Origin of the sequence: Streptomyces sp. MUSC 14, assembly GCF_001866675.1 — a bacterium.
GTDB lineage: Bacteria > Actinomycetota > Actinomycetes > Streptomycetales > Streptomycetaceae > Streptomyces.
Window position 1 is genome coordinate 190,461 of record NZ_MLYN01000019.1, and the last position, 19,685, is coordinate 210,145.

The window sequence follows — 19,685 nt, forward strand, 5'->3', positions numbered from 1 at the left end:
AGCGTTGCGAAAGTAGGTCGCATGAGTGCTGCTGCCACCCCTCTCCGCGTCGGCCTGATCGGCTACGGCCTCGCCGGCTCCGTCTTCCACGCCCCGCTGATCGCCGCTACCGAGGGCCTCGCCCTGGACACCGTGGTCACCTCGAACCCCGAGCGGCAGGAGCAGGCCCGCGCCGAGTTCCCGGACGTCCGCACGGCCGCCACCCCCTGGGAGCTGTTCGACCGCGCCGGCGAGCTGGACCTGGTCGTCATCGCGTCCCCGAACCGGACGCACGTCCCGCTCGCCACCACCGCCCTGAAGGCGGGCCTGCCGGTCGTGGTCGACAAGCCGGTCGCCGGCACCGCCGCCGAGGCCCGTGACCTCGCCGCCCTCGCCGAGGAGCGCGGCCTGCTCCTGTCGGTCTTCCAGAACCGCCGCTGGGACAACGACTTCCTGACCCTGCGCCGGCTGCTCGCGGACGGCGCGCTCGGCGACGTGTGGCGCTTCGAGTCCCGCTTCGAGCGCTGGCGCCCGCAGCCCAAGGGCGGCTGGCGCGAGTCCGGCGACCCGGCAGAGATCGGAGGTCTCCTCTACGACCTCGGCAGCCACGTCGTCGACCAGGCCCTGGTCCTCTTCGGCCCGGCCACCGAGGTGTACGCCGAGACGGACGTCCGCCGCCCGGGCGCCGAGACCGACGACGACACCTTCATCGCCGTGACCCACGCGAGCGGCGTCCGCTCCCACCTCTACGTCTCCGCGACGACCTCCCAACTCGGCCCGCGTTTCCGGGTGCTGGGCTCGCGGGCGGGCTATGTGAAGTACGGCCTGGACCCGCAGGAGGGGGCCCTGCGGGAAGGGCTGCGGCCCGGCCCCGAGTGGGGCGCCGAACCCGAGGCCCTGTGGGGCCGCGTCGGCGCCGGGGAGTCCCCGCTGACCGGCGGCGGCACCCCCGTACCGACCCTGCCGGGCGACTACCCCGCCTACTACGCGGCCGTCGCCGGCGCCCTGCGCGACGGCGCGCCGGGCCCTGTGACCGCCCTGGAGGCGGCCGCCGCCCTCGACGTACTCGAAGCGGCCCGCCGCTCCGCCCGCGACAGGACGACGGTGACCCTCTGATGGCCCAGACCACGCCCCGCACCACCCCCGCACCGACCCCGTCCGTCGAGGAGCTGGAGGCGCAGGAACGCCGCCTGGTCTTCCGGCGGTTCACGTACGACGACGCCTGGGCCCTCGGCTCGCTCCTGGTCGAGCTGGCCCGGGAGCGATCGGCACCGGTCGCGATCGACATCCACCGCGCCGGCCAGCAGCTCTTCCACGCCGCCCGGCCCGGCGCCACCCCGGACAACGACGCCTGGATCGCCCGCAAGCGCCGGGTGGTGGAGCGCTACGGCGCCTCCTCCTACCTGGTCGGCTCCCGCTTCCGCGCCAAGGGCACGACCTTCGAGGACTCCTCGCGCCTGGACCCCGACACCTACGCGGCCCACGGCGGCTCGTTCCCGGTCCGCGTGGAGAACGTGGGCGTCGTCGGCGCCGTGACGGTCTCGGGCCTGCCCCAGCTCCAGGACCACCTGCTCGTCGTCGAGGCCCTGGAGCGGTTCCTGAAGGTGTGACACCCGCGGGGAATCCGTGGGGGGATCCCGCCGGTTGGGAAGAGCTGTAGACGTGATGATCACGACCCGCCCGGAGGGATCGCCCCCATGAGCAGCACGAGCAGCACGAGCACCTCGAACGGCTTGAAGGACAGGATCGGCCGCTACGGCATCTGGAGCTTCGCCCTGCGCGCGGAGGAACCCTCCCGGCGCGGCGAACTGGCGGACGCGGCAGCCGAGTTGGAGGAGACCGGGTTCCGCGCCGTATGGCTGGGCGGCAACAGCGCGGCCCGGCATGCCGTGCCGCTCCTGGAGGCCACCGGCGCCCTCACCGTCGGCACCAGCATCCAGAGCATCTGGGACTACGACGCCGAGACCAGCGCGGCCGCCTTCGCCCAGGTGGACGCGGACCACCCCGGCCGCTTCGCGCTCGGCCTCGGGGTGAGCCACGCAAAGCTCGCCGACCAGTACCGCCGCCCCTACTCGGCGCTGGTCGCCTACCTCGACGCCCTGGACGCGGCGGGCGTCCCCGCCGACCGCCGGGTCCTCGCGGCCCTCGGCCCCAGGACCCTGGAGCTGTCCCGGGACCGGGCCGCGGGCGCGGTGCCCTACCTGGTCACCGCCGAACACACCGCCCAGGCCCGCGAGGTCCTCGGCGAGGGGCCGCTGCTCGCCCCCGAGCTGAAGGTCGTCCTGGAGCCCGACCCGGCCCGGGCCCGCGCCGTCGCGCGCGAGACGCTCGCGATGTACCTCGCCCTGCCGAACTACACGAACAACTTCCTGCGCCTCGGCTTCACCGAGGACGACGTGGCCGACGGCGGCAGCGACCGCCTGGTCGACGCGGTCTTCGCCTGGGGCGACGAGGCCGCCGTCCGCGACCGCATCGACACCTTCCACCAGGCGGGCGCCGACCACGTGGCCCTCCAGGTGGTCACGGGCGGCCCCCGGGAAAAGCTCCCGAGGGAGGAATGGCGCCGCCTCGCTTATCTGCTGGGGTAAGCGGAAGCGCCCCCGAAGGGGCGCGGGGAACTGCGCGAGAACCGAAACGGACCCGCACCCGCCGTACTCGCGCAGCCCCCACCCCCTTAGGCGTCCTTGAGCTCCTGCCGCTGCCGGCCAAGCCCCGTGATCTCCAGCTCGACCACATCCCCGCCCCGCAGATACGGCTTCGGCTCCGGCTGCCCCATCGCCACCCCCGCCGGCGTCCCCGTGTTGATGACGTCCCCGGGGTACAGCGTCATGAAGTGGCTGACGTACCGCACGACCTCCCCCACGGGAAAGATCTGCTCGGCCGTCGTCCCGTCCTGCTTCAGCTCTCCGTTGACCCACAGCCTCAGGGACAGCGCCTGCGGGTCGGGCACCTCGTCGGCCGTCACCAGCCACGGCCCGAGCGGGTTGAACGTCTCGCAGTTCTTGCCCTTGTCCCAGGTCCCGCCGCGCTCGATCTGGAACTCCCGCTCGGAGACGTCGTGCGCCACCGCGTACCCCGCGACATGCGCGAGGGCGTCCTCGGCCGACTCCAGGTAGCGGGCCGTACGTCCGATCACGACGGCCAGCTCCACCTCCCAGTCGGTCTTCACGGAGCCGCGCGGGACGAGCACGGTGTCGTGCGGCCCGACGACGGTGTCCGGGGCCTTGAAGAACACCACCGGCTCGGCGGGCGGCTCGGCGCCGGTCTCGCGGGCGTGGTCGTGGTAGTTGAGGCCGATGCACACGATCTTGCCGATCCGGGCGAGCGGCGACCCGGTCCTGAGCCCCGCCGCGTCGAGCGCGGGCAGCTCACCGGAGGCGGCGGCCGCCCGTACCCGGCCGAGCGCGGCCTCGTCGGCGAGGAGCGCGCCGTCGATGTCGCCGACGATCCCCGACAGGTCCCGGAGGGTTCCCTCGGCATCGAGCAGCGCGGGCCGCTCCGCCCCTGCCGTACCGACTCGCAGCAGCTTCATGGTCACAATCTCCCTCGATCGCGGGGGCGCCCGGCCGATGGGTGCAGCCATCGGAGGACTGGCTGATCCTCCAGTCCCACGGTCCACTCCGCAAGACCCTGTTCACGTACTGGACCGTAACCGGGCCTCTCACTGATAAAGGGCGGCCCGCTCCACGGCGCTCCAGGTCGTGCTCGTGACGACGTACAGCGCGGCCGCGAGCGGGACGACGGCCACGGTGACGAGGGTGAAGAACGACATGAACGGCATGACCTTGTTGAGCGCGCCGAGCCCGGGCACCGGCCCGCCGTCGCCGCCCGCGCCCGCGACGGCGACCGGGTTGTTCGCCATCATGCGCTTGGTGCGCCGGTAGTTGAAGGCGGCGACGGCCGCGACGAGCGCGAAGAGACCGGCGTAGACGAGCCCGGCCGGCCCGAACGGGCCGCCGTCGGCGAGCGCGTCGGCCCAGCGCCCGCCGAGCGGCGCCGCGAACAGCTCGTGTCCGAGCAGGCCGTTGACCTCGCCGCCGACCGTGGAGCTGGAGAAGAGGTGGTACAGGAGGAAGAACGCGGGCAGTTGGAGGAGGCTCGGCAGGCAGCCGGACAGCGGCGAGACCTTTTCCTCGGCGTGCAGCTCCAGCACCGCCTTCTGGAGCCGCTGCGGATCCTTGGCGTGCTTCGTGCGCAGTTCGGCGATTTTCGGCTGCAGCGCGGCGCGGGCCCGCTGGCCACGGGCGGCGGCGCGGGACAGCGGGTGGACGAGGAGCCGTACGAGCGCGGTGAACAGGACGATCGCGGCGGCGGCCGCGGAGGCGTGGAACAGCGGGGTCAGCAGGTCGGCGAAGTGCTCGACCAGGCGGGCGAAGACAGCGAGAACGGACATGGGTGAGCCCTCCGGGGGTCTCGTCGTGCCGGATGTCCGGGCAGGGCCGGAACGGAACAGAGCGGCATGACGACCCGCGCGGGGTCACGCGTATCGGAAGGAAGGGGTGCGTGCCCTACGCGGCGGTCGCCGGGAGGGCGCGTCCGGGTGCCCTGGGCCGTCGCCGGCCGGGTGCGTCGGGATCACGCTGGGGCAGGAAGGCCGTACGCCGGTCCCGGTCCCGGATCGCCGTACGCACGCGCGTGGGCGGAACGGCCGGCGCGCTGCGCGCCGAGAGCAGGAGGCAGACGGAGAACGCGGAACCGGCGGCGGCGGTCGCGGCCAGCGCCACGGTCGCGGAGAGGTTGCCCGTGTCGAGCAGCAGGACCGGCAGCAGCACGAGCAGCAGCACGGCGACCGCACGCGAGGAACGCACCGAACGCGACGACACGAACGCGCGCCTCATCCCGGCCCTCCCCGTACGCGACTACCGACGCAGGCAACTTCCGGCGTCTGTTCGCCCTTTATACCTGAGAGGGCGCTCGCATCCGAAGCCCGAACCCGAGGGGAGTCCCCGTGGCACGCATCCCGACCTGCGTCCTGACGAGCGACGCGCCGGCCGCGCGGGTCGCCGACGGCCACGCGGCGGACCGCTTCGTCGAGATCGGCTCCTTCACCAAGGTGCTCACCGGCACCGCCCTGATGCGCATGGCCGCCGCGGGCCTGCTCGACCCGGACGACCCCGTCGAGCGCCACCTCCCCGCCACGCCCGGCACGGGCATCACACTGCGGAACCTGGCCACCCACACCTCCGGCCTGCCCCGCCTCCCGCCCGACCCGGTCCGAGCCCACCAACTCGCCGATCCCTACGCCGCCTTCGACCAGCCCGCGCTCACCCGGGCGCTCGGCCGGCTCGACGAGGTGGCGGTCCGGCCGCCGGGGCGGCAGGAGGAGTACTCCAACTTCGGGTACGCGGTGCTGGGCGCCGCGCTGGTGGCGGCGGCCGGTGTGCCGTACGAGGAGCTGCTCGCCGAGCACGTCCTGCGCCCGCTGGACGTCCGCGAGGTGAGCGTGCGTCCGGACGCGGACCGGCGGCTGCTCGCCCCGGGGCTGTTCGGCCGGGCCCGCCGGCCCTGGACGATGGACGGGCCGATCCTCCCTGCGGGCGGGCTGTGGGCCACGCCGCGCGCGGTGGCCGATCTGCTGGTCCGGCTGGCGATCGAGCGCCGGCTGGGCGATCCGGCCCCCTCGTGGCAGCGGTCCGGGATCCTCCTGTGGCACAACGGCGCCACCCGGCACGCCTCCCTCTTCGCCGGGGCGACGGACGACGGTCGCTGGGTGGTCCTCCACCGGCTGAACGCCGACTCGGACGACACCGACCGCACGGCCGTCGACCTGGTCCGGCAGATCGCCTAGACGGCCTCGGTCTCCAGCGGCTCCAGCAGCCGCTTCGGCTTCAGCAGGACCCGGCTCACCGGGTCGGCCGGGTCCCGGTCGAGGCCCGGTCCGGGCCACATGACCACGTCCCCCACCGGTACGGCGCCCCCGCACGCGGGGCACTCGCCGTACGTCCCGAGTTCGGTGCCGCAGTCCGCGTGCCGGAAGGAGCGCAGCCGGCCGTCGGTGTAGTGCTCGCGCCCCCACAGGCCGAGGGCGCGCAGGGTGGGCCACAGGGCGATGCCGCGGTCGGTGAGGACGTACTCGTCGCGCGGCGGCGACTGCTGGTACCGGCGCTTTTCGAGGATGCCCTCGGCGGTCAGCGTCTGGAGCCGCGCGGCCAGGACGGCGCGCGGGATGCCGAGGTGGACGAGGAAGTCGTTGTAGCGCCGCACGCCGTACAGCGCGTCCCGGACGACGAGCAGCGTCCAGCGCTCGCCGACGACCTCGAGCGCGCGAGCGATCGAGCACTGCTGTGTCGCGTAGTCCTTGCCCAGTGCCATGCCGCCCACTGTAGCCACTTTCCCCGCTTAGGTTCAATGAATGAATCGACCGTGCTACGGTGGCGGGGTCAGGTCAGTTCATTGACTGAACCGTAAGGACCACGCCATGACCGGGCTCGACTCCGCCACCACCGCCACCCCCGCCGGCGCCGCGACCGCCTCGTCCGCCCGGGACGCCCCCGGCGCCCGCCCCCGGGCCACCCTCGCCCTGACCAGCGCGGCCACCGCCGTGGCGCTGATGACGTACACGGCCCCGATGGTCACGCTCCCGGACACGGCGCGCGCCCTGCACACCGCCCTGTCCGGCCAGGCCTGGCTGCTGAACGGCACCCCGCTCGGCCTCGCCGCGCTCCTGCTGGTGGCCGGCAGCCTCGCCGACGACTACGGCCGCCGCCGGCTCTTCCTCACCGGCACCCTGGCCCTCGGCCTCACCACCGTCCTCGGCGCCTTCGCCACGTCCACCTGGCAGTTCACCCTCGCCCGCGTCGCGCAGGGCGCGGCCAGCGCCGCGCTCCTCGCGAGCAGCCTCGGCCTGATCGTGGCGGCCCACCCCGCCCCGCGCGGCCGGCTGCACGCGACCGCCGTCTGGGGCGCCTTCGTCAGCGGCGGCATCGCGGCCGGGCCGCTGATCGCGGGCGCGCTGCCGAACTGGCGCGTGGCGTACGGCGTCCTCGGCGCCGCCGCCCTCGTGGTCGCCGCGCTCGGCACCCGCGCCCTCGCCGAGTCCCGCGCCCCGCGCGGTGGCCGCCCCGACATCCCGGGCGCCCTGGCCTTCGGCCTCGCCCTGGTCTCCCTGGTCGCCGCACTGACCCTCGGCCGGGACGGCTGGCTGCGCGCACCCGTCGGCCTCCTCCTCGCGGCCGCCGTGGTCCTGATGGCGCTCTTCGTCGCGGTCGAACGCCGGGTCGCGACCCCGATGATCGACCTCGGCCTGCTGCGCCACGCCCCCTTCCTCGCCTCGGCCGGCGGCGGCCTGTTCACCGGCCTCGCCGTGATCGCGCCGTTCAGCTTCCTGCCCGCCCTGATCCAGCAGACGCTGCGCCTGTCCCCCATGGACACGGCCTGGCTGCTGCTGCTCTGGTCCGGGCTGAGCTTCACGGTCGCCCTCCAGGTCAAGCGCCTGGCCGGCCGCGTCACCCCGCGCGTCCAGCTCGCCGCCGGGTTCGCCCTGCACGCCGTCGGCGTCCTGACCATGCTCGGCGCCGTCGGCTCCGGCTCCTGGGTCCGGCTGCTGCCCGGCCTGGTCATCGGCGGCGTGGGCAGCGGCCTGCTCAACGGCGGCCTGCCGCTGCTGGCCGTCGAGTCGGTCCCGCGCGAGCGGGCCGCGATGGGCTCCGGCGCCCAGCAGACCTTCCGCTACATCGGCTCCAGCGCCGGCGTCGCCCTCACCATCGCCCTGGCCACCTCCTCCGGCAGCCTCAGCCACGGCGCGGACATCGCCCTGCTGGTGTCGGCGGGACTGGCGGTGCTGGGCGTGCTGAGCGTGCTGGCGCCGCGGGAGCGCTCCTGAACCGGCCGGCCGCGGCTCACCTCGGCCGCACGGAGACCAGCTTCCCCCACACCGCCATCCGGTAGCGGGAGGTGAACTCGGGGGTGCAGGTGGTCAGGGTGATGTAGTAACCGGGACCGGAGTAGCCGTAGGACGGCCGGTCGAGGGAGCGCGGGACCGGCCGGATCACGCCCGAGTCGGTCGCCGAGGTCTGCGGCAGCACCTGGTCGACGTCGTAGGTGTACGTCGCCGTCCGCGTCTCCACCTCGATGTCGTCCCCGCGCCGCAGCCGGGGCAGATAGCGGAAGGGCTCGCCGTGCGTGTTGCGGTGCCCGGCGAGCGCGAAGTTCCCCGCCTGGCCCGGCTGCCCGGTGCCGCGGTAGTGGCCGACGTACCCCTTGTCGAGGACGTCGGCCTTGCCCACGCCCTCGGCGACGGGGACGCGCAGCCCGAGCCGGGGGATGTCGAGGACGGCGTACGCCTGGGAGCGCCGGGGCGGGGCGGCGACGGGGACGGACGACGACCGCGGCGCGGGTGCCCGCTTCGTCGTACCGGAAATGCCGGGCGACGCGGGACCGGGACCCGAACTCCGCCCGGTGCCCTGGCCGTTGCCGCCCTGCCACTCCCGCTCCAGCGCCTGCACCTGCCGCTCGGCCCCGCGCCGCGCCTCCCGGTTGGTCCACCACAGCTGGTGCACGACCAGCAGTGCGAGCAGCACCCCCGCCGTGACGAGCGCCTCGCCCCCGCCCCACAGCAGCCGCCGGCGCCGGGCACGCCGACGCCGGTCGCCGTGCCCCACGACCCGCACACCAGACGCCGCGAGCATCCGCACCCACCTCCACGGGAGCCGCCCGCACGATAGGCGCGGCGGCTCCAACTGGCCATACACGCATGGCATCCGAGATGCCGGACGGGCTTTCTCCATGGGTTCGAGAAAGCGCTGTCAGAACTCTCGACAACCTCACCCGTCACCCCCGATGCTTCCTGCCGGAGCCCCGACGGAGAGCGGAGTAGCCATGATTCGACGCAGAACACTGCTGGCCGCGGCGGGCGGCGGCCTCCTGGGCAGCGCCCTCGCGGCGGGCACCGCACGCGCGGACGCGACGATCCCGGTCGACCCGTCCGCCGCCTACGGCACCTGGGAGGGCTGGGGCACGTCCCTGGCCTGGTGGGCGAACGTCTTCGGCACACGGGACGACTTCGCGGACATCTTCTTCACGACGAGGTCGACGACGTACGACGGCACGTCCCTCCCCGGCCTCGGCCTGAACATCGCCCGCTACAACCTGGGCGCGTGCAGCTGGAACAGCGTCAGCGGCGCGTCGATGGCCGCCTCCGCGAACATCCCCGAGTTCAAGCAGATCGAGGGGTACTGGCAGGACTGGACGAGCGAGGACCCGACCTCGTCCTCCTTCAAGTGGACCGCGGACGCGACCCAGCGCGCGATGCTCGTGAAGGCGGCCGGGCGAGGCGCGACCACCGAGCTCTTCGCCAACTCCCCGATGTGGTGGATGTGCCTGAACCACAACCCCTCGGGCGCCTCCGGCGGCGGCGACAACCTCCAGTCCTGGAACTACCGCCGGCACGCCTCCCACCTGGCCGCCGTCGCCCTCTACGCGAAGCAGAACTGGGGCGTGACCTTCTCGACGGTCGAGGCCTTCAACGAGCCCTCGTCCGCCTGGTGGACCGCGACCGGCACCCAGGAGGGCTGCCACATGGACGCGACCGTCCAGGCCGCCGTACTGCCCTACCTACGCGGCGAGTTGGACAAGCGCGGCCTCACGTCGACGAGGATCTCGGCGTCCGACGAGAACACCTACGACCTGGCCCGCACCACCTGGGGCTCCTTCTCCGCCACGACCAAGGGCTACGTGGACCGGGTCAACGTCCACGGCTACCAGGGCTCGGGCGGCCGCCGCGACCTCCTCTACTCGGACGTGGTGACGACGTCCGGCAAGGCACTGTGGAACTCGGAGACCGGTGACGGCGACTCGACGGGCCTGACCCTGGCGAGCAACCTCCTCTACGACTTCCGCTGGCTGCACCCCACGGCCTGGGTGTACTGGCAGGTGATGGACCCCAGCCCGGGCTGGGCGACGATCGCCTACGACGCCGCCACCCTCCAGCCCGGGGCGGTGCAGACGAAGTACTACACGCTGGCCCAGTTCACCCGGCACATCCGGCCGGGCATGACGATCCTCGACACGGGTGTGAGCTACGCGGTGGCGGCCCTGGACAGGTCCGCGAAGCGCCTGGTGATCGTGGCCGCGAACACGTCCGCCTCCGCCCAGACCCTGACCTTCGACCTCTCGTCCTTCTCCTCCGCGACGGGCGGCTCGGGCGGCCTGGTGCCCCGCTGGAACACGGTGACGACGGGCGGCTCGGACCTCTACACGGCCCACTCGGACACCTACCTGTCCGGCAAGGCCGTGGCCGTCCCCTTCGCCGCGAAGTCGGTCCAGACGCTCCAGGTGGACGGGGTCAGCGTGTGACGGCCGAGGGCAGCGGAAGGGCGTCCTGGTAGCCGTTGAGCGGCCGGGGCACCTTCTTCACCGTGAGGGCGTCCAGCGCGACCGGCGCGGACCTGGTGCCCAGCCGCCCGCCCGGGTGCCAGGTCCCGGTGACCGACACCCAGGCGCCGGCGGGCGGCACGTCACCGCCGTAGATCCGCACCTTCACCGACTGGGCGTCCGCGGCACAGCAGTTGATGATGATCCGCGTCAGATCCCAGCTGCCTCCCCCGTGGGGCGTGACGATCCCGGTCATGAGGATGGTCCGCCCCTTGATGTCCTGCGCCGGGTCCTGCTGCACCCGGCTGGTGAAGTCGGACAGGGTCATCGGCACCGGTGAACCGGCCGGCAGCGGATCGAAGGTCTCCCGCTCGGCGACCGGCTTGGCCGGCTGCCGGGACGCGGTGTAGGCACCGAGGGCGGGCGGGGCGTAGAAGAGCAGACTGAGCGCGGGCAGGAGCAGCAGCCAGGCGACGCGGGGCAGACCGGAGTGATCGTGCCCGTGCTGTGTCTCTCCGTGTTCTTGCCGGCGATCGAGCAGCGCACCGGCGATGCCCAGCAGCACGAGGACGACGCCGGAGGCGATGAGCAGGGGCCGCATGCTCTCCTTGACGTACCGCAGGCAGAGGTCGGTGAAGAGGGAGATGTGCAGCAGCCCGAGCCCGCACAGCGCGAGCAGCACCGCCCGCAGCGACCTGTTCACAGCGGTACTCCCCTTCACAGCAGTACTCCCCCGACCAGCGCGCTGCACACGACGGCGACGACGACGGTGGCGGCCGAGAACCGCACGGCGAAGGCCCGCCCGAAGGTCCCCGCCTGGAGCGCGATGAGCTTCAGGTCCACCATCGGCCCGACGACCATGAACGCGAGCCGCGCCACCGCCGGGAAGGCGGTGAGGGAGGCCGCGAGAAAGGCGTCGGCCTCGGAACACACGGCGAGCAGCACCGCCAGCCCCGCCAGGAACAGCACGGACAGCCAGGGCGACCCGGCGAAGGTGTCGAGCACGGAGCGCGGCACGGCGACGTTGAACGTGGCCGCCGCCATGGCCCCGAGCACGAGAAAGCCTCCCGCGTGCAGGAAGTCGTGCTGGAACCCGCGCCGGAACTCGTCCCACCGGCTGCGCCCGTCCCGATGCCCGCCGTGCCGATGCCGTACGACGGGCCGCAACCACTCCGCCTTCCCGAACCGCAGCCACAGCCAGCCCATGACGACGGCGGTGACGAGCGAGGCGACCAGCCGGGCCAGCACCATGGCGGGCTGCCCGGGGAAGGCGATCGCGGTGGCGGTCAGCACGACGGGATTGATGGCGGGCGCGGACAGCAGGAACGCGAACGCCGCGGCCGGCGGAACCCCTCGCCCGATGAGACTGCCGGCGACGGGCACCGAGGCGCACTCGCACCCGGGCAGCACCACTCCGGCGACCCCGGCCACGGGCACGGCGAGCGCGGCCCGCCGGGGCAGGACGCGCTGGAAGACCCGCTCCGGCACGAAGGCGTTGATCGCCCCGGACAGCGCGGTCCCGAGCAGCAGAAACGGCGTGGCCTGCACGGTCACGGCCAGGCAGACGGTCCGCCAGGCCTGCACCGCCGGCGCGTCCCCCCACCGCCCCACGACGAACAGCAGGACACCGGGCACGACGGCGGCCGCGACGAGCAGCAGGGGCCAGTACGGCGGCAACGCCGCCTCCTGCTCCCCGCCGGCCACCGGCCGCCCGCTGTCGGCCTCTGCCAGCCCAACCCCGCCAACGCTCTTCACACAGCCCCCACTGGATGCCCACACCCGAGCTCCCACGAAGATAGACGAAGGCCCGCGGCCCCTCCCCCGCGCCCCCTCCACGCCTCACCTTTGTCACCGTGCGGCAGTACGGTGTCCCCCATGCGCCCCGACACGCCTGCCTCGCCTGCCGAGAACGTCGACCACACCGCGGAAGCGGCACGCCTGGAGCGGACCGCCGGCCTGTACCCCGAGGACGCCGAAGCCCTGCTCCTGCGCGCCGCGGCCCACCTGGAACTGTCCGGCGACCGCCCCGCCGCGACCACGCTCTACGACCGCCTGCTGTCGACCACCGCCGACCTGGACAACCCTCCCCTGATCCGGGCCCTGAAGGCCTCGAACCTCTGGGAGTACGGCCACGAGGCCGAGGCCAGGGCGATCATCGAGGGCATCCGCCTCGCCGCCCCGCGCGACCCGGCCCCCTGGCTGATCGCGGCGGAGTCCCTGGAGTCCCACGACGAACTGGAGGCGGCGGCCGAAACCCTCACGGAAGCCGCCCGCCTGCTCCTTCCGGAGGCCACGGAAACCCCCGCCCCCACCCACCCCCTCCTCTACGCCCGCCACCGCGTCCGCCGCATGCTGGGCCTGCCGCACGACGACTGGGACACCCTGGCGGACAGCCTCCACTCGGCCCCGGTCTCCCTGGACGAACTCCACGACCCCAAACGCGTCTGGTCCCTCGGCTCGGACAACCCCGCCGAACTGGCCGCCGAGATCTCCCGCCTCCAGGCCGAACTGGGCGCCTACCGCGAGGCCCTCTCCCGCCCCTTCCCGGTGGCGGTCCTGCACTGGCCGGCCACGGAACTGACAGAACTCGTATCGGCGTATCCGGCCTTGTCCTCGGAGTACCCGTCCCGCGACGAACACCTGTCGACCATAGAGTCGTCGCTGCGCGAGCTGTCGTCGTCCGGCACGCCCAACCTGGGCATCGTGACGGGGACGGTGCCTTCCTACGAGGCGTTCGCCGCATCGGAGGGCTCGTCACCGGATGACGTGACGCTGCTGCCGCAGTACGCGACGACCTTGGCGGCGAGGGGGAGGGCGGAGGCTTGGCCGCCGGAGCGGGGCGCCGAGTGCTGGTGCGGCTCGACGGAGGGGTACGGCGGCTGTCACGGCGCGTAGAACGTAGGACCGCAACAACAAACCGGGCGCCACAGGCTCACCCGCCCAACACCGGTGCCCCATAGAGCTGCCCGAGCCGCCACCCACCTCCCCGCCCACTCCCCCGGGCCGCCCGCTCGCTTCTCCCCCGTGCTGGAGCGGCCCGGGGTCAAGGGTGGCTCGAAGAGCCATCGGCGCCAGCCGACGCGAGAGCGCAGCGGAGCGGAGCGGAAGTGCCCTTGAGGCCGGGCGGCGGAAGCACGACGATGCCGGGAAGCGGGCGGTCCCCACGGCCACTGCAGAACCCCGCGCTCTGGTCATGTTTCGGCACCACACCATCATCTGTCAGTGGCTGCTGTTAGAAATATTCCAGGTCGTCACACACGGTCGTGCACGAGCATCACGAGGGATCGGGGGATCAGCCGTGGCAGAACCGATGGACCTGTCCGAGCCGATCGCGGGCGTCTACGAGAAACTGATCACGCATGACGTACGCGACAAGCTGGAGCGATTTGAGTCCGCTGGTTGGAAAGCTGTTGATGCCGAGGTCAGCTCAGAGTCCGCTCCCCATGTCCTGGCACGCCACATCGGTGATGCTGTCGGCCACAGGTTGGCGCAAGTTCCCCCCGAGGATCGCGTCAAAGTCGCGAACCGCATCCTCGCTGCGTTGGCCGCTACGAGCACTCCGGACTCGAGCGATGCCGGCCACGTTGGTTCCGTCATCGAAGGCCCGCGTCAGCTTCTGACTCTGGCGCGACAGGAGGCTCCGGGCGTGTACGCCTTGCGTCCTTTGACACCTCTGTCCGAGACGTCGCTCATCACTAACTCTCCAGAGGACCTCAGCCTCGGGGCCGAGCTCAGAGCCGAGCTCGCAACTGCTGACCGAATCGACCTCCTCTGTGCGTTTGTGAAGTGGTACGGCATTCGCGTCCTTGAAGACTCACTGCACGCAGCGCGAGAGAGAGGCGTGCCGATTCGCGTCATAACGACCACCTACATCGGCGCCACCGAACGCCACGCGCTCGACCGCCTGGTCAGGGAGTTCGGCGTCACCGTCAAGGTCAACTACGAGATCCGTTCCACTCGACTGCATGCCAAGGCCTGGCTGTTCAGGCGCAAAACGGGCTTCGACACGGCATATGTCGGCAGCTCCAACCTGTCGAAGGCAGCGCTGTTGGACGGCCTCGAGTGGAACGTACGTCTATCGTCAGTTGCGACTCCTGCCGTGCTGGACAAGTTCGAGGCGACCTTCGACGCATACTGGAACGACATCTCCTTCGAGACGTACGACCCCGACCTCCACGGCACACGTCTGGATGAAGCGCTGGCACAGGCGGGTGGCACCAGCTCCTCCAAGGACCTGAAGATCAGCCTTTCTGGCCTCCAGGTACGCCCCTTCCCTCACCAGCGGGACATGCTGGAACGGCTCACCGTCGAGCGGGAGCTCCGCGGGCGGCATCGGAACCTCTTGGTCGCCGCGACCGGAACCGGGAAAACGGTGATGGCTGCCCTCGACTACCGGAGATCGTGCAATAAGTCGGACAGCGGCCGACCAAGACTCCTGTTTGTAGCCCATCGCAAGGAGATCCTCAAGCAGTCTCTGCGCACGTACCGGGAGGTGCTGGACGATGCCTCTTTTGGCGAGCTACTCCACGCAGGGCAGGACCCCCTCGAGTGGGACCACGTCTTCGCCAGTGTCCAATCCCTCAGCGTTCAACGCCTTGAGCAATTGGCCCCGGAGCACTTCGACATCATCGTCATTGACGAGTTCCACCACGCCACGGCTACCACCTATCGGCGCGTCATCAACCACTTCACGCCGAAGGAGCTGCTAGGCCTGACGGCCACCCCCGAGCGAATGGACGGTCTCAACGTCCAGGAGGAGTTCTTCGAGGGGCGGATTGCTGCCGAGATGCGGCTCTGGGAAGCCCTGGAGAACGACCTCCTCTGCCCCTTCCATTATTTCGGCATCCCCGACGGCACGGACCTGACGAACCTTGGCTGGCAGAAGGGTTCGTACGCCGCCCAAGAGCTCGGCAACCTCTACACAGGCAACGACGCGCGCGCCCGGATCGTGGTGAAGCAGATCCGAGACAAGGTTTCCAACCCCGGCGCCATGCGGGCGCTGGGCTTCTGCGTGACCAAGGCACACGCCCGCTTCATGGCGGACTTCTTCCGGCAGGCTGGCTTCAACGCAGTAGCGCTCGACAGTGACTCGCCCTCCGCGGAACGCTCCCACGCACTGTCCAACCTTCGTGACGGAAAGCTCCAAGTGATTTTCTCCGTCGATCTGTTCAACGAGGGTCTCGACGTCCCAGACGTCGACACCTTGCTCCTTCTCCGCCCCACGAACAGCGCCACCGTCTTCCTCCAGCAGTTGGGCCGAGGGCTACGGCGAACCGAGACGAAGCCCGTGCTCACCGTCCTCGACTTCATCGGGCAGCATCGAGCCGAGTTCCGATTCGAAGAGCAGTTTCGGGCACTGACCAACCTGTCGCGCAACCGTCTTCTCGACCACATCGAGCACGACTTCCCCCAACTGCCGTCCGGCTGCCAGATCATCCTCGAAGGCAAGTCGAAAGACCTCGTCATCGAGAACATCCGGACCCAGTTGGGTGCGACAGTGAAGACACTAATAAAGGAAGTGCGGGCCTACGAAACTCCCCGCCTCGCCGATTACCTGCGCGAGAGTCGTCGGGAGATCAAGGAACTGTACAAGAGTGACAACTCCTGGACGACAGTTCTGCGTCGCGCCAGGCTGATCGACGAACCTGCACCCGCCGGAGAAGCTGCACTCCTCAAGCGGGTTCACGCCTTCCTCCACGTAGACGACCCAGAGCGCGCGACGGCGTACCTCGATCTCCTCCAAGACGGCGCTCCGCAGTACGAGGAACTGAGTCCAGCCGACCAGTCGTACGCCCACATGTTGTTCTTCAACTTGTGGGACAACGCGGGCGGTTTCACGAGCTTCCAAGAGGGTCTGGAATCACTGCGTCACCAACACGTGTTCCGGGATGAGCTCCGGCAGGTGATCTCCCACGTCATCGAGCAGGCCGACCACGTCCCCATCCAACTGTCCGACCGCCTCAGCCACGTCCCGCTGAAGGTGCACAGCGCCTACAACCGCTCCGAGATCCTCGCCGCCCTCGGTGTAGCTCGCTTCGGTGGGCAGATGCCTCGCTCGTTCGCACAAGGGGTGCAATGGGTCGAGGAACTCAACACGGATGCCCTTCTCATCACGCTGGAAAAGAACGAGAAAGACTTCTCACCCACCATCCGATACAAGGACTATGCGCTGAGCCCGACGCTCTTCCGATGGGAGTCTCAGAACTCGACAGCCACACATTCCCCTACCGGTCTGCGCTACCAGCAGCACAACGGAGACGACAGACAGGCCTTGCTGTTCATTCGGCGCTACAAGAACACCGACATCGGCAAGTCCCAGCCATGGATGCTGATCGGCCCAGCCGCATATGAGGACCACACCGGCAGCAAGCCGATGGCTATCACCTGGCGCCTGCAACACGAACTGCCGGCCGACGTGTGGACCTACGCTGCTATCAATGCGGCTAGTTGAGACCACCAGGTCGGCCTCATATGTGACCGACCCGCCTCATTAGAGAATCGTTGGAAGTTCGAATTCAGCACCCAAGCAGACCATGCCGCCCATCAGGTCCAGCGATTACCATTAGGCCACACCTCAAGGGCATATTCTGCCAATTGGGCTTGACGGGCCTTGATACCGTCTACCCGCCACTTGCAGTTCTGACCATCCCACAGCTCATCGATACTCGTCTGCGAAGAGATCAGAAGCGCAGATCCGGAGTACATATGAGCCTTCTCAGGAAAAGACAGATTAGATAGAGACTGATTTTTCTTTCCAGCGAGAAGGGTGAGATTACCGAGCCTACTCACCCAATCATCGTGATCATCAAGCTTTAGCTCCTCCTCAGGCTTCTGCGGGTAGATGTTATCAACGTGGACTTTCCCATCACCCAAAACCACTTCTTCTCGTATGTCTTTCTCATTGCGCAGGTGCTGCTCTATCCGGGCCAAGAGATATCGAGCCTGCGACTGCTTAGGAATGGACGCCTCCAGAAAGTCCGACTTGAAGGTTTCGTCGTCCGGGATCCATCCCAGCACCTTGTTTAGAACTTCACCCAAAGGGCCGCCTCTAGCGAGTTCCTTAGCCGCACTGAAGACGTTCTCCTCCAACAGGGTCGACTCGCGCCTCCCTACTACCGTCCATCGCACGTAGTAGCTAATCGATGCCTTTACGAGATCCTGCAGTTGGGAATATTGATACTCGCCGGACGCCGAGAGCAGCAGTGGATACAAGGCATCTGCGTTCATTGCTTTAATCTCACTCAGGGCTGCATCGAATTCCACATCACCGGTGCTTCCGTTGATGAGGTCCGCATATCTGCCAGCAGCACCCTCGAGCTCAGCAGAGAAAGCGCCAACACCATACACCTGAGGGCGCTTATCGAAATGACTACTCAGGTCCTTGCGAATAGTTGCATATAGGCTGTGCGACTTCACATCTCCATGCTTAGAAACCCAGAAGTGGCGAAGGAACTTCTCTATCTCTTCCCGACGATCGAATCCATCGAGAAGTGATCGCCATGCATCGTTTACGCGAGACTTTTCGTGTTCACCCCTACTCTTCTCCATCAAGAAATTTCGGACAAGGTCCACAGTCGACAAATCTTTCCCTCGAGAGTTAATCGTCTCGAAGACCTCGTTTGCATCACCGGACGAAGGGGTCTGGATCTCAACAAATACCAATCCATTAATAAGGCATTCCCTTAGAGAATCGAGATAGTCCAAGCGTGTTTCGTCTTCGGGAAATTTTTGCAGCTGGTTCGTAATCTTCAATCGAAAGTTACTGTAGGCATCGAGTATGAGTCGATGGGAAGGTCGACCTGGTTTTTCGATCTTCGGGCACTCACCTAGCGTCTCATTCCAGTCTTGAATATGATCACGAAAGAAATCCCTATCAAAAAGAGACAGGACAAGGAAATATTCCATCGGCTCCTTGCGTCCGGATTTACGCGCAATATAGTCACGCTGAATATTGTTCGCGCTTGAGATCCCTTCCGGCGACTTCATACTCCACAGAGTGTCCCTTATCGCCGCTATCAGGATTGTTGACGTGGTGAGGCGCTGCTGCCCGTCAAGGAGCGACCTCCCTTGCTTGGAGTCAGCCGTAATGGTGACTACGGGGCCGATGAAGTACTCCGCCGACGACTCTCGACCGCTTTCGCGGGATTCCTTGAATTTTTCGATGTCAGTCCAGAAGACATCGACCTCCTTTTTCGTCCATGCATACTGCCGTTGACTATCATCGGGAACGGTAACTATGGGATTGTTGGCGCCGATCAACTGGCCAAGGGTTTGCCGCTGGGCCTGCTTGATGATTGCCACCTGGGGACCTCCAGTCATCTAGGACAAGCTGAGCGTACCGCTCACGCCGCGCCGAGGAGGCGGTATCGACCAGGCGGCCGGCGCCGGTGGGCTTGCCGACGCAGCTTGTGCCGAGCACCGCGCTGGAGCGGTGCGGGCTGCTACATTCAGTGGTCCAGCACCGTCGGTGGGGATGCCACAGTCAGGCAGGGACATGAGCTTTTCTCACGAGAACACAGCAGCCCATAACTTGCACACGCTCATATCGCGTGTCCGCAGTTCAACAGAAATAACAATTGCTAGATCCTGGTCCACCGTCCTGGGGGCGGAGTGGGGATCAATTGAATTCACTCGTCGCCACACCGAAGTTGTGTCACTCCTGCAACTCACAATTCAGCAACTGAACGCACTACCTCAACGACAGCGAGACAGGTGCGAACGCCACATAGGTGCATGGTGGGCGGCAGTAATGCAGCCGGTGGTCAACTGGCTGGATGAAACCCGGCCGGTAGATTCAATAATTGACGATGATAAGCTGGATCATCTTGAATCCACGGCCGATTTGATTTCCGGCAATCTCGTCGGATCCAACGCTGCGCCACGTAGCACGGATCTAGGCCAGATGAGTGACACCTGCACCGAATGGATTGATCTCCTCGCCTCAATGGGAGAGGATGAAATAGATGGCCCTTTGAGGGACCAGTTGATGTCGCAGCTCCGTCACGTTGTGTGGCTGGTTGAGAATTCCAACCTCTTTGGCGGAGCTCGAGTTGCCGAAGAAGCCAGCACTGTCATAGGCACGCTCGCTCAGGCTTCGGTTTCGGCGGTCAACATGCGGGAAGAAAGTGCGAGCCGCTGGAAGAAGGCATTTCTTGCGCTGGTAACAGCCTGCATCGTTTTCAATCAAGCTGCGCCCATCTTGCAGGAATCGATCACAGCGGGCGAGCAGATCGTGAAGGAGATCACGTCTGCAGTCGATGACGGGCACTAAAGACTTTCCTGCGAGTGCTGCTGGCGTGATATGAAGCAGAGCCATCTCTATGCTCGACCTGCGCTTCGCTGCGCCGCGGAGTCCGATGCCGTCGCAAGGGCCCCGCGCCCCAGCAACGAACAAC

The 19,685-nt window shown here is 68.6% G+C and carries 17 protein-coding genes; 9 read left to right on the plus strand and 8 right to left on the minus strand.

The features are described from left to right. Positions 1-21: 21 nt before the first annotated feature. The 3 genes from BIV25_RS11915 (at position 22) to BIV25_RS11925 (ending at position 2,567) form a co-directional block, all read left to right on the plus strand. Positions 22-1,095, plus strand: coding sequence for a Gfo/Idh/MocA family oxidoreductase (locus BIV25_RS11915; RefSeq protein WP_071372211.1), 1,074 nt, complete (start codon positions 22-24; stop codon positions 1,093-1,095). Next, complete coding sequence (locus tag BIV25_RS11920; protein WP_071372212.1) at positions 1,095-1,589, plus strand: heme-degrading domain-containing protein; 495 nt, start codon at positions 1,095-1,097, stop codon at positions 1,587-1,589. Before BIV25_RS11915 ends, BIV25_RS11920 begins: the two co-directional genes overlap by 1 nt. Positions 1,590-1,676: 87 nt before the next feature. Then, positions 1,677-2,567 carry an LLM class F420-dependent oxidoreductase gene (locus BIV25_RS11925; protein ID WP_071372213.1) on the plus strand — a complete coding sequence of 297 codons (891 nt, stop codon included), beginning with the start codon at positions 1,677-1,679 and terminating at the stop codon, positions 2,565-2,567. 86 nt (positions 2,568-2,653) lie between these two features. On the opposite strand, the gene BIV25_RS11930 is transcribed toward BIV25_RS11925, so the two are convergent. The 3 genes from BIV25_RS11930 to BIV25_RS11940 all read right to left on the minus strand — a co-directional run bounded on the left by BIV25_RS11930 (position 2,654) and on the right by BIV25_RS11940 (position 4,817). Beyond that, positions 2,654-3,511: a fumarylacetoacetate hydrolase family protein gene (locus tag BIV25_RS11930; RefSeq protein ID WP_071372214.1), complete on the minus strand. Its 858-nt coding sequence runs from the start codon at positions 3,509-3,511 to the stop codon at positions 2,654-2,656. 129 nt (positions 3,512-3,640) lie between these two features. Beyond that, positions 3,641-4,372: a membrane protein insertase YidC gene (locus BIV25_RS11935; RefSeq protein ID WP_071372215.1), complete on the minus strand. Its 732-nt coding sequence runs from the start codon at positions 4,370-4,372 to the stop codon at positions 3,641-3,643. A 115-nt stretch (positions 4,373-4,487) separates the two neighbouring features. Beyond that, positions 4,488-4,817, minus strand: a complete 330-nt coding sequence (locus tag BIV25_RS11940; RefSeq protein ID WP_071372216.1) for a DUF6412 domain-containing protein — start codon at positions 4,815-4,817, stop codon at positions 4,488-4,490. Between the two features lie 110 nt (positions 4,818-4,927). Here BIV25_RS11940 and BIV25_RS11945 point away from each other — a divergent pair, with 110 nt between their 5' ends. Beyond that, entirely contained in the window at positions 4,928-5,767 is an 840-nt protein-coding gene (locus BIV25_RS11945) for a serine hydrolase (RefSeq protein WP_071372217.1), read from the plus strand. Here the strand turns inward: BIV25_RS11945 and BIV25_RS11950 are convergent. Continuing rightward, positions 5,764-6,291, minus strand: coding sequence for a helix-turn-helix domain-containing protein (locus tag BIV25_RS11950; RefSeq protein ID WP_071372309.1), 528 nt, complete (start codon positions 6,289-6,291; stop codon positions 5,764-5,766). The genes BIV25_RS11945 and BIV25_RS11950 overlap by 4 nt on opposite strands. Before the next feature lie 106 nt (positions 6,292-6,397). Between BIV25_RS11950 and BIV25_RS11955 the strand changes: the two genes are divergently transcribed. Beyond that, complete coding sequence (locus BIV25_RS11955; RefSeq protein ID WP_071372218.1) at positions 6,398-7,801, plus strand: MFS transporter; 1,404 nt, start codon at positions 6,398-6,400, stop codon at positions 7,799-7,801. Positions 7,802-7,817: 16 nt separating this feature from the next. Here BIV25_RS11955 and BIV25_RS11960 read toward each other — a convergent pair whose 3' ends face one another. Continuing rightward, positions 7,818-8,606 (minus strand): class E sortase, encoded by a 789-nt coding sequence (locus BIV25_RS11960; protein ID WP_071372219.1) that lies wholly within the window; start codon positions 8,604-8,606, stop codon positions 7,818-7,820. Between the two features lie 190 nt (positions 8,607-8,796). Between BIV25_RS11960 and BIV25_RS11965 the strand changes: the two genes are divergently transcribed. Beyond that, positions 8,797-10,272, plus strand: a complete 1,476-nt coding sequence (locus tag BIV25_RS11965; RefSeq protein WP_071372220.1) for a glycoside hydrolase — start codon at positions 8,797-8,799, stop codon at positions 10,270-10,272. Here BIV25_RS11965 and BIV25_RS11970 read toward each other — a convergent pair. Then, on the minus strand, positions 10,262-10,993 hold the full coding sequence (locus BIV25_RS11970) for a TIGR03943 family protein (protein WP_071372221.1): 732 nt from the start codon (positions 10,991-10,993) through the stop codon (positions 10,262-10,264). The two genes, BIV25_RS11965 and BIV25_RS11970, sit on opposite strands and share 11 nt — an antisense overlap. 14 nt (positions 10,994-11,007) lie before the next feature. Further along, positions 11,008-12,021 (minus strand): permease, encoded by a 1,014-nt coding sequence (locus BIV25_RS11975; RefSeq protein WP_177235247.1) that lies wholly within the window; start codon positions 12,019-12,021, stop codon positions 11,008-11,010. Between the two features lie 144 nt (positions 12,022-12,165). Between BIV25_RS11975 and BIV25_RS11980 the strand changes: the two genes are divergently transcribed. Both BIV25_RS11980 and BIV25_RS11985 read left to right on the plus strand, forming a co-directional pair. Next, complete coding sequence (locus tag BIV25_RS11980) at positions 12,166-13,185, plus strand: hypothetical protein (RefSeq protein ID WP_071372223.1); 1,020 nt, start codon at positions 12,166-12,168, stop codon at positions 13,183-13,185. 415 nt (positions 13,186-13,600) lie between these two features. Beyond that, on the plus strand, positions 13,601-16,741 hold the full coding sequence (locus BIV25_RS11985; RefSeq protein WP_071372224.1) for a DUF3427 domain-containing protein: 3,141 nt from the start codon (positions 13,601-13,603) through the stop codon (positions 16,739-16,741). Positions 16,742-16,833: 92 nt separating this feature from the next. On the opposite strand, the gene BIV25_RS46795 is transcribed toward BIV25_RS11985, so the two are convergent. Continuing rightward, positions 16,834-18,591 (minus strand): DUF262 domain-containing protein, encoded by a 1,758-nt coding sequence (locus BIV25_RS46795; protein WP_177235242.1) that lies wholly within the window; start codon positions 18,589-18,591, stop codon positions 16,834-16,836. Between the two features lie 448 nt (positions 18,592-19,039). On the opposite strand from BIV25_RS46795, the gene BIV25_RS11990 reads away from it, so the two are divergent. Continuing rightward, entirely contained in the window at positions 19,040-19,561 is a 522-nt protein-coding gene (locus BIV25_RS11990; RefSeq protein WP_143076617.1) for a hypothetical protein, read from the plus strand. Positions 19,562-19,685 lie beyond the last annotated feature (124 nt).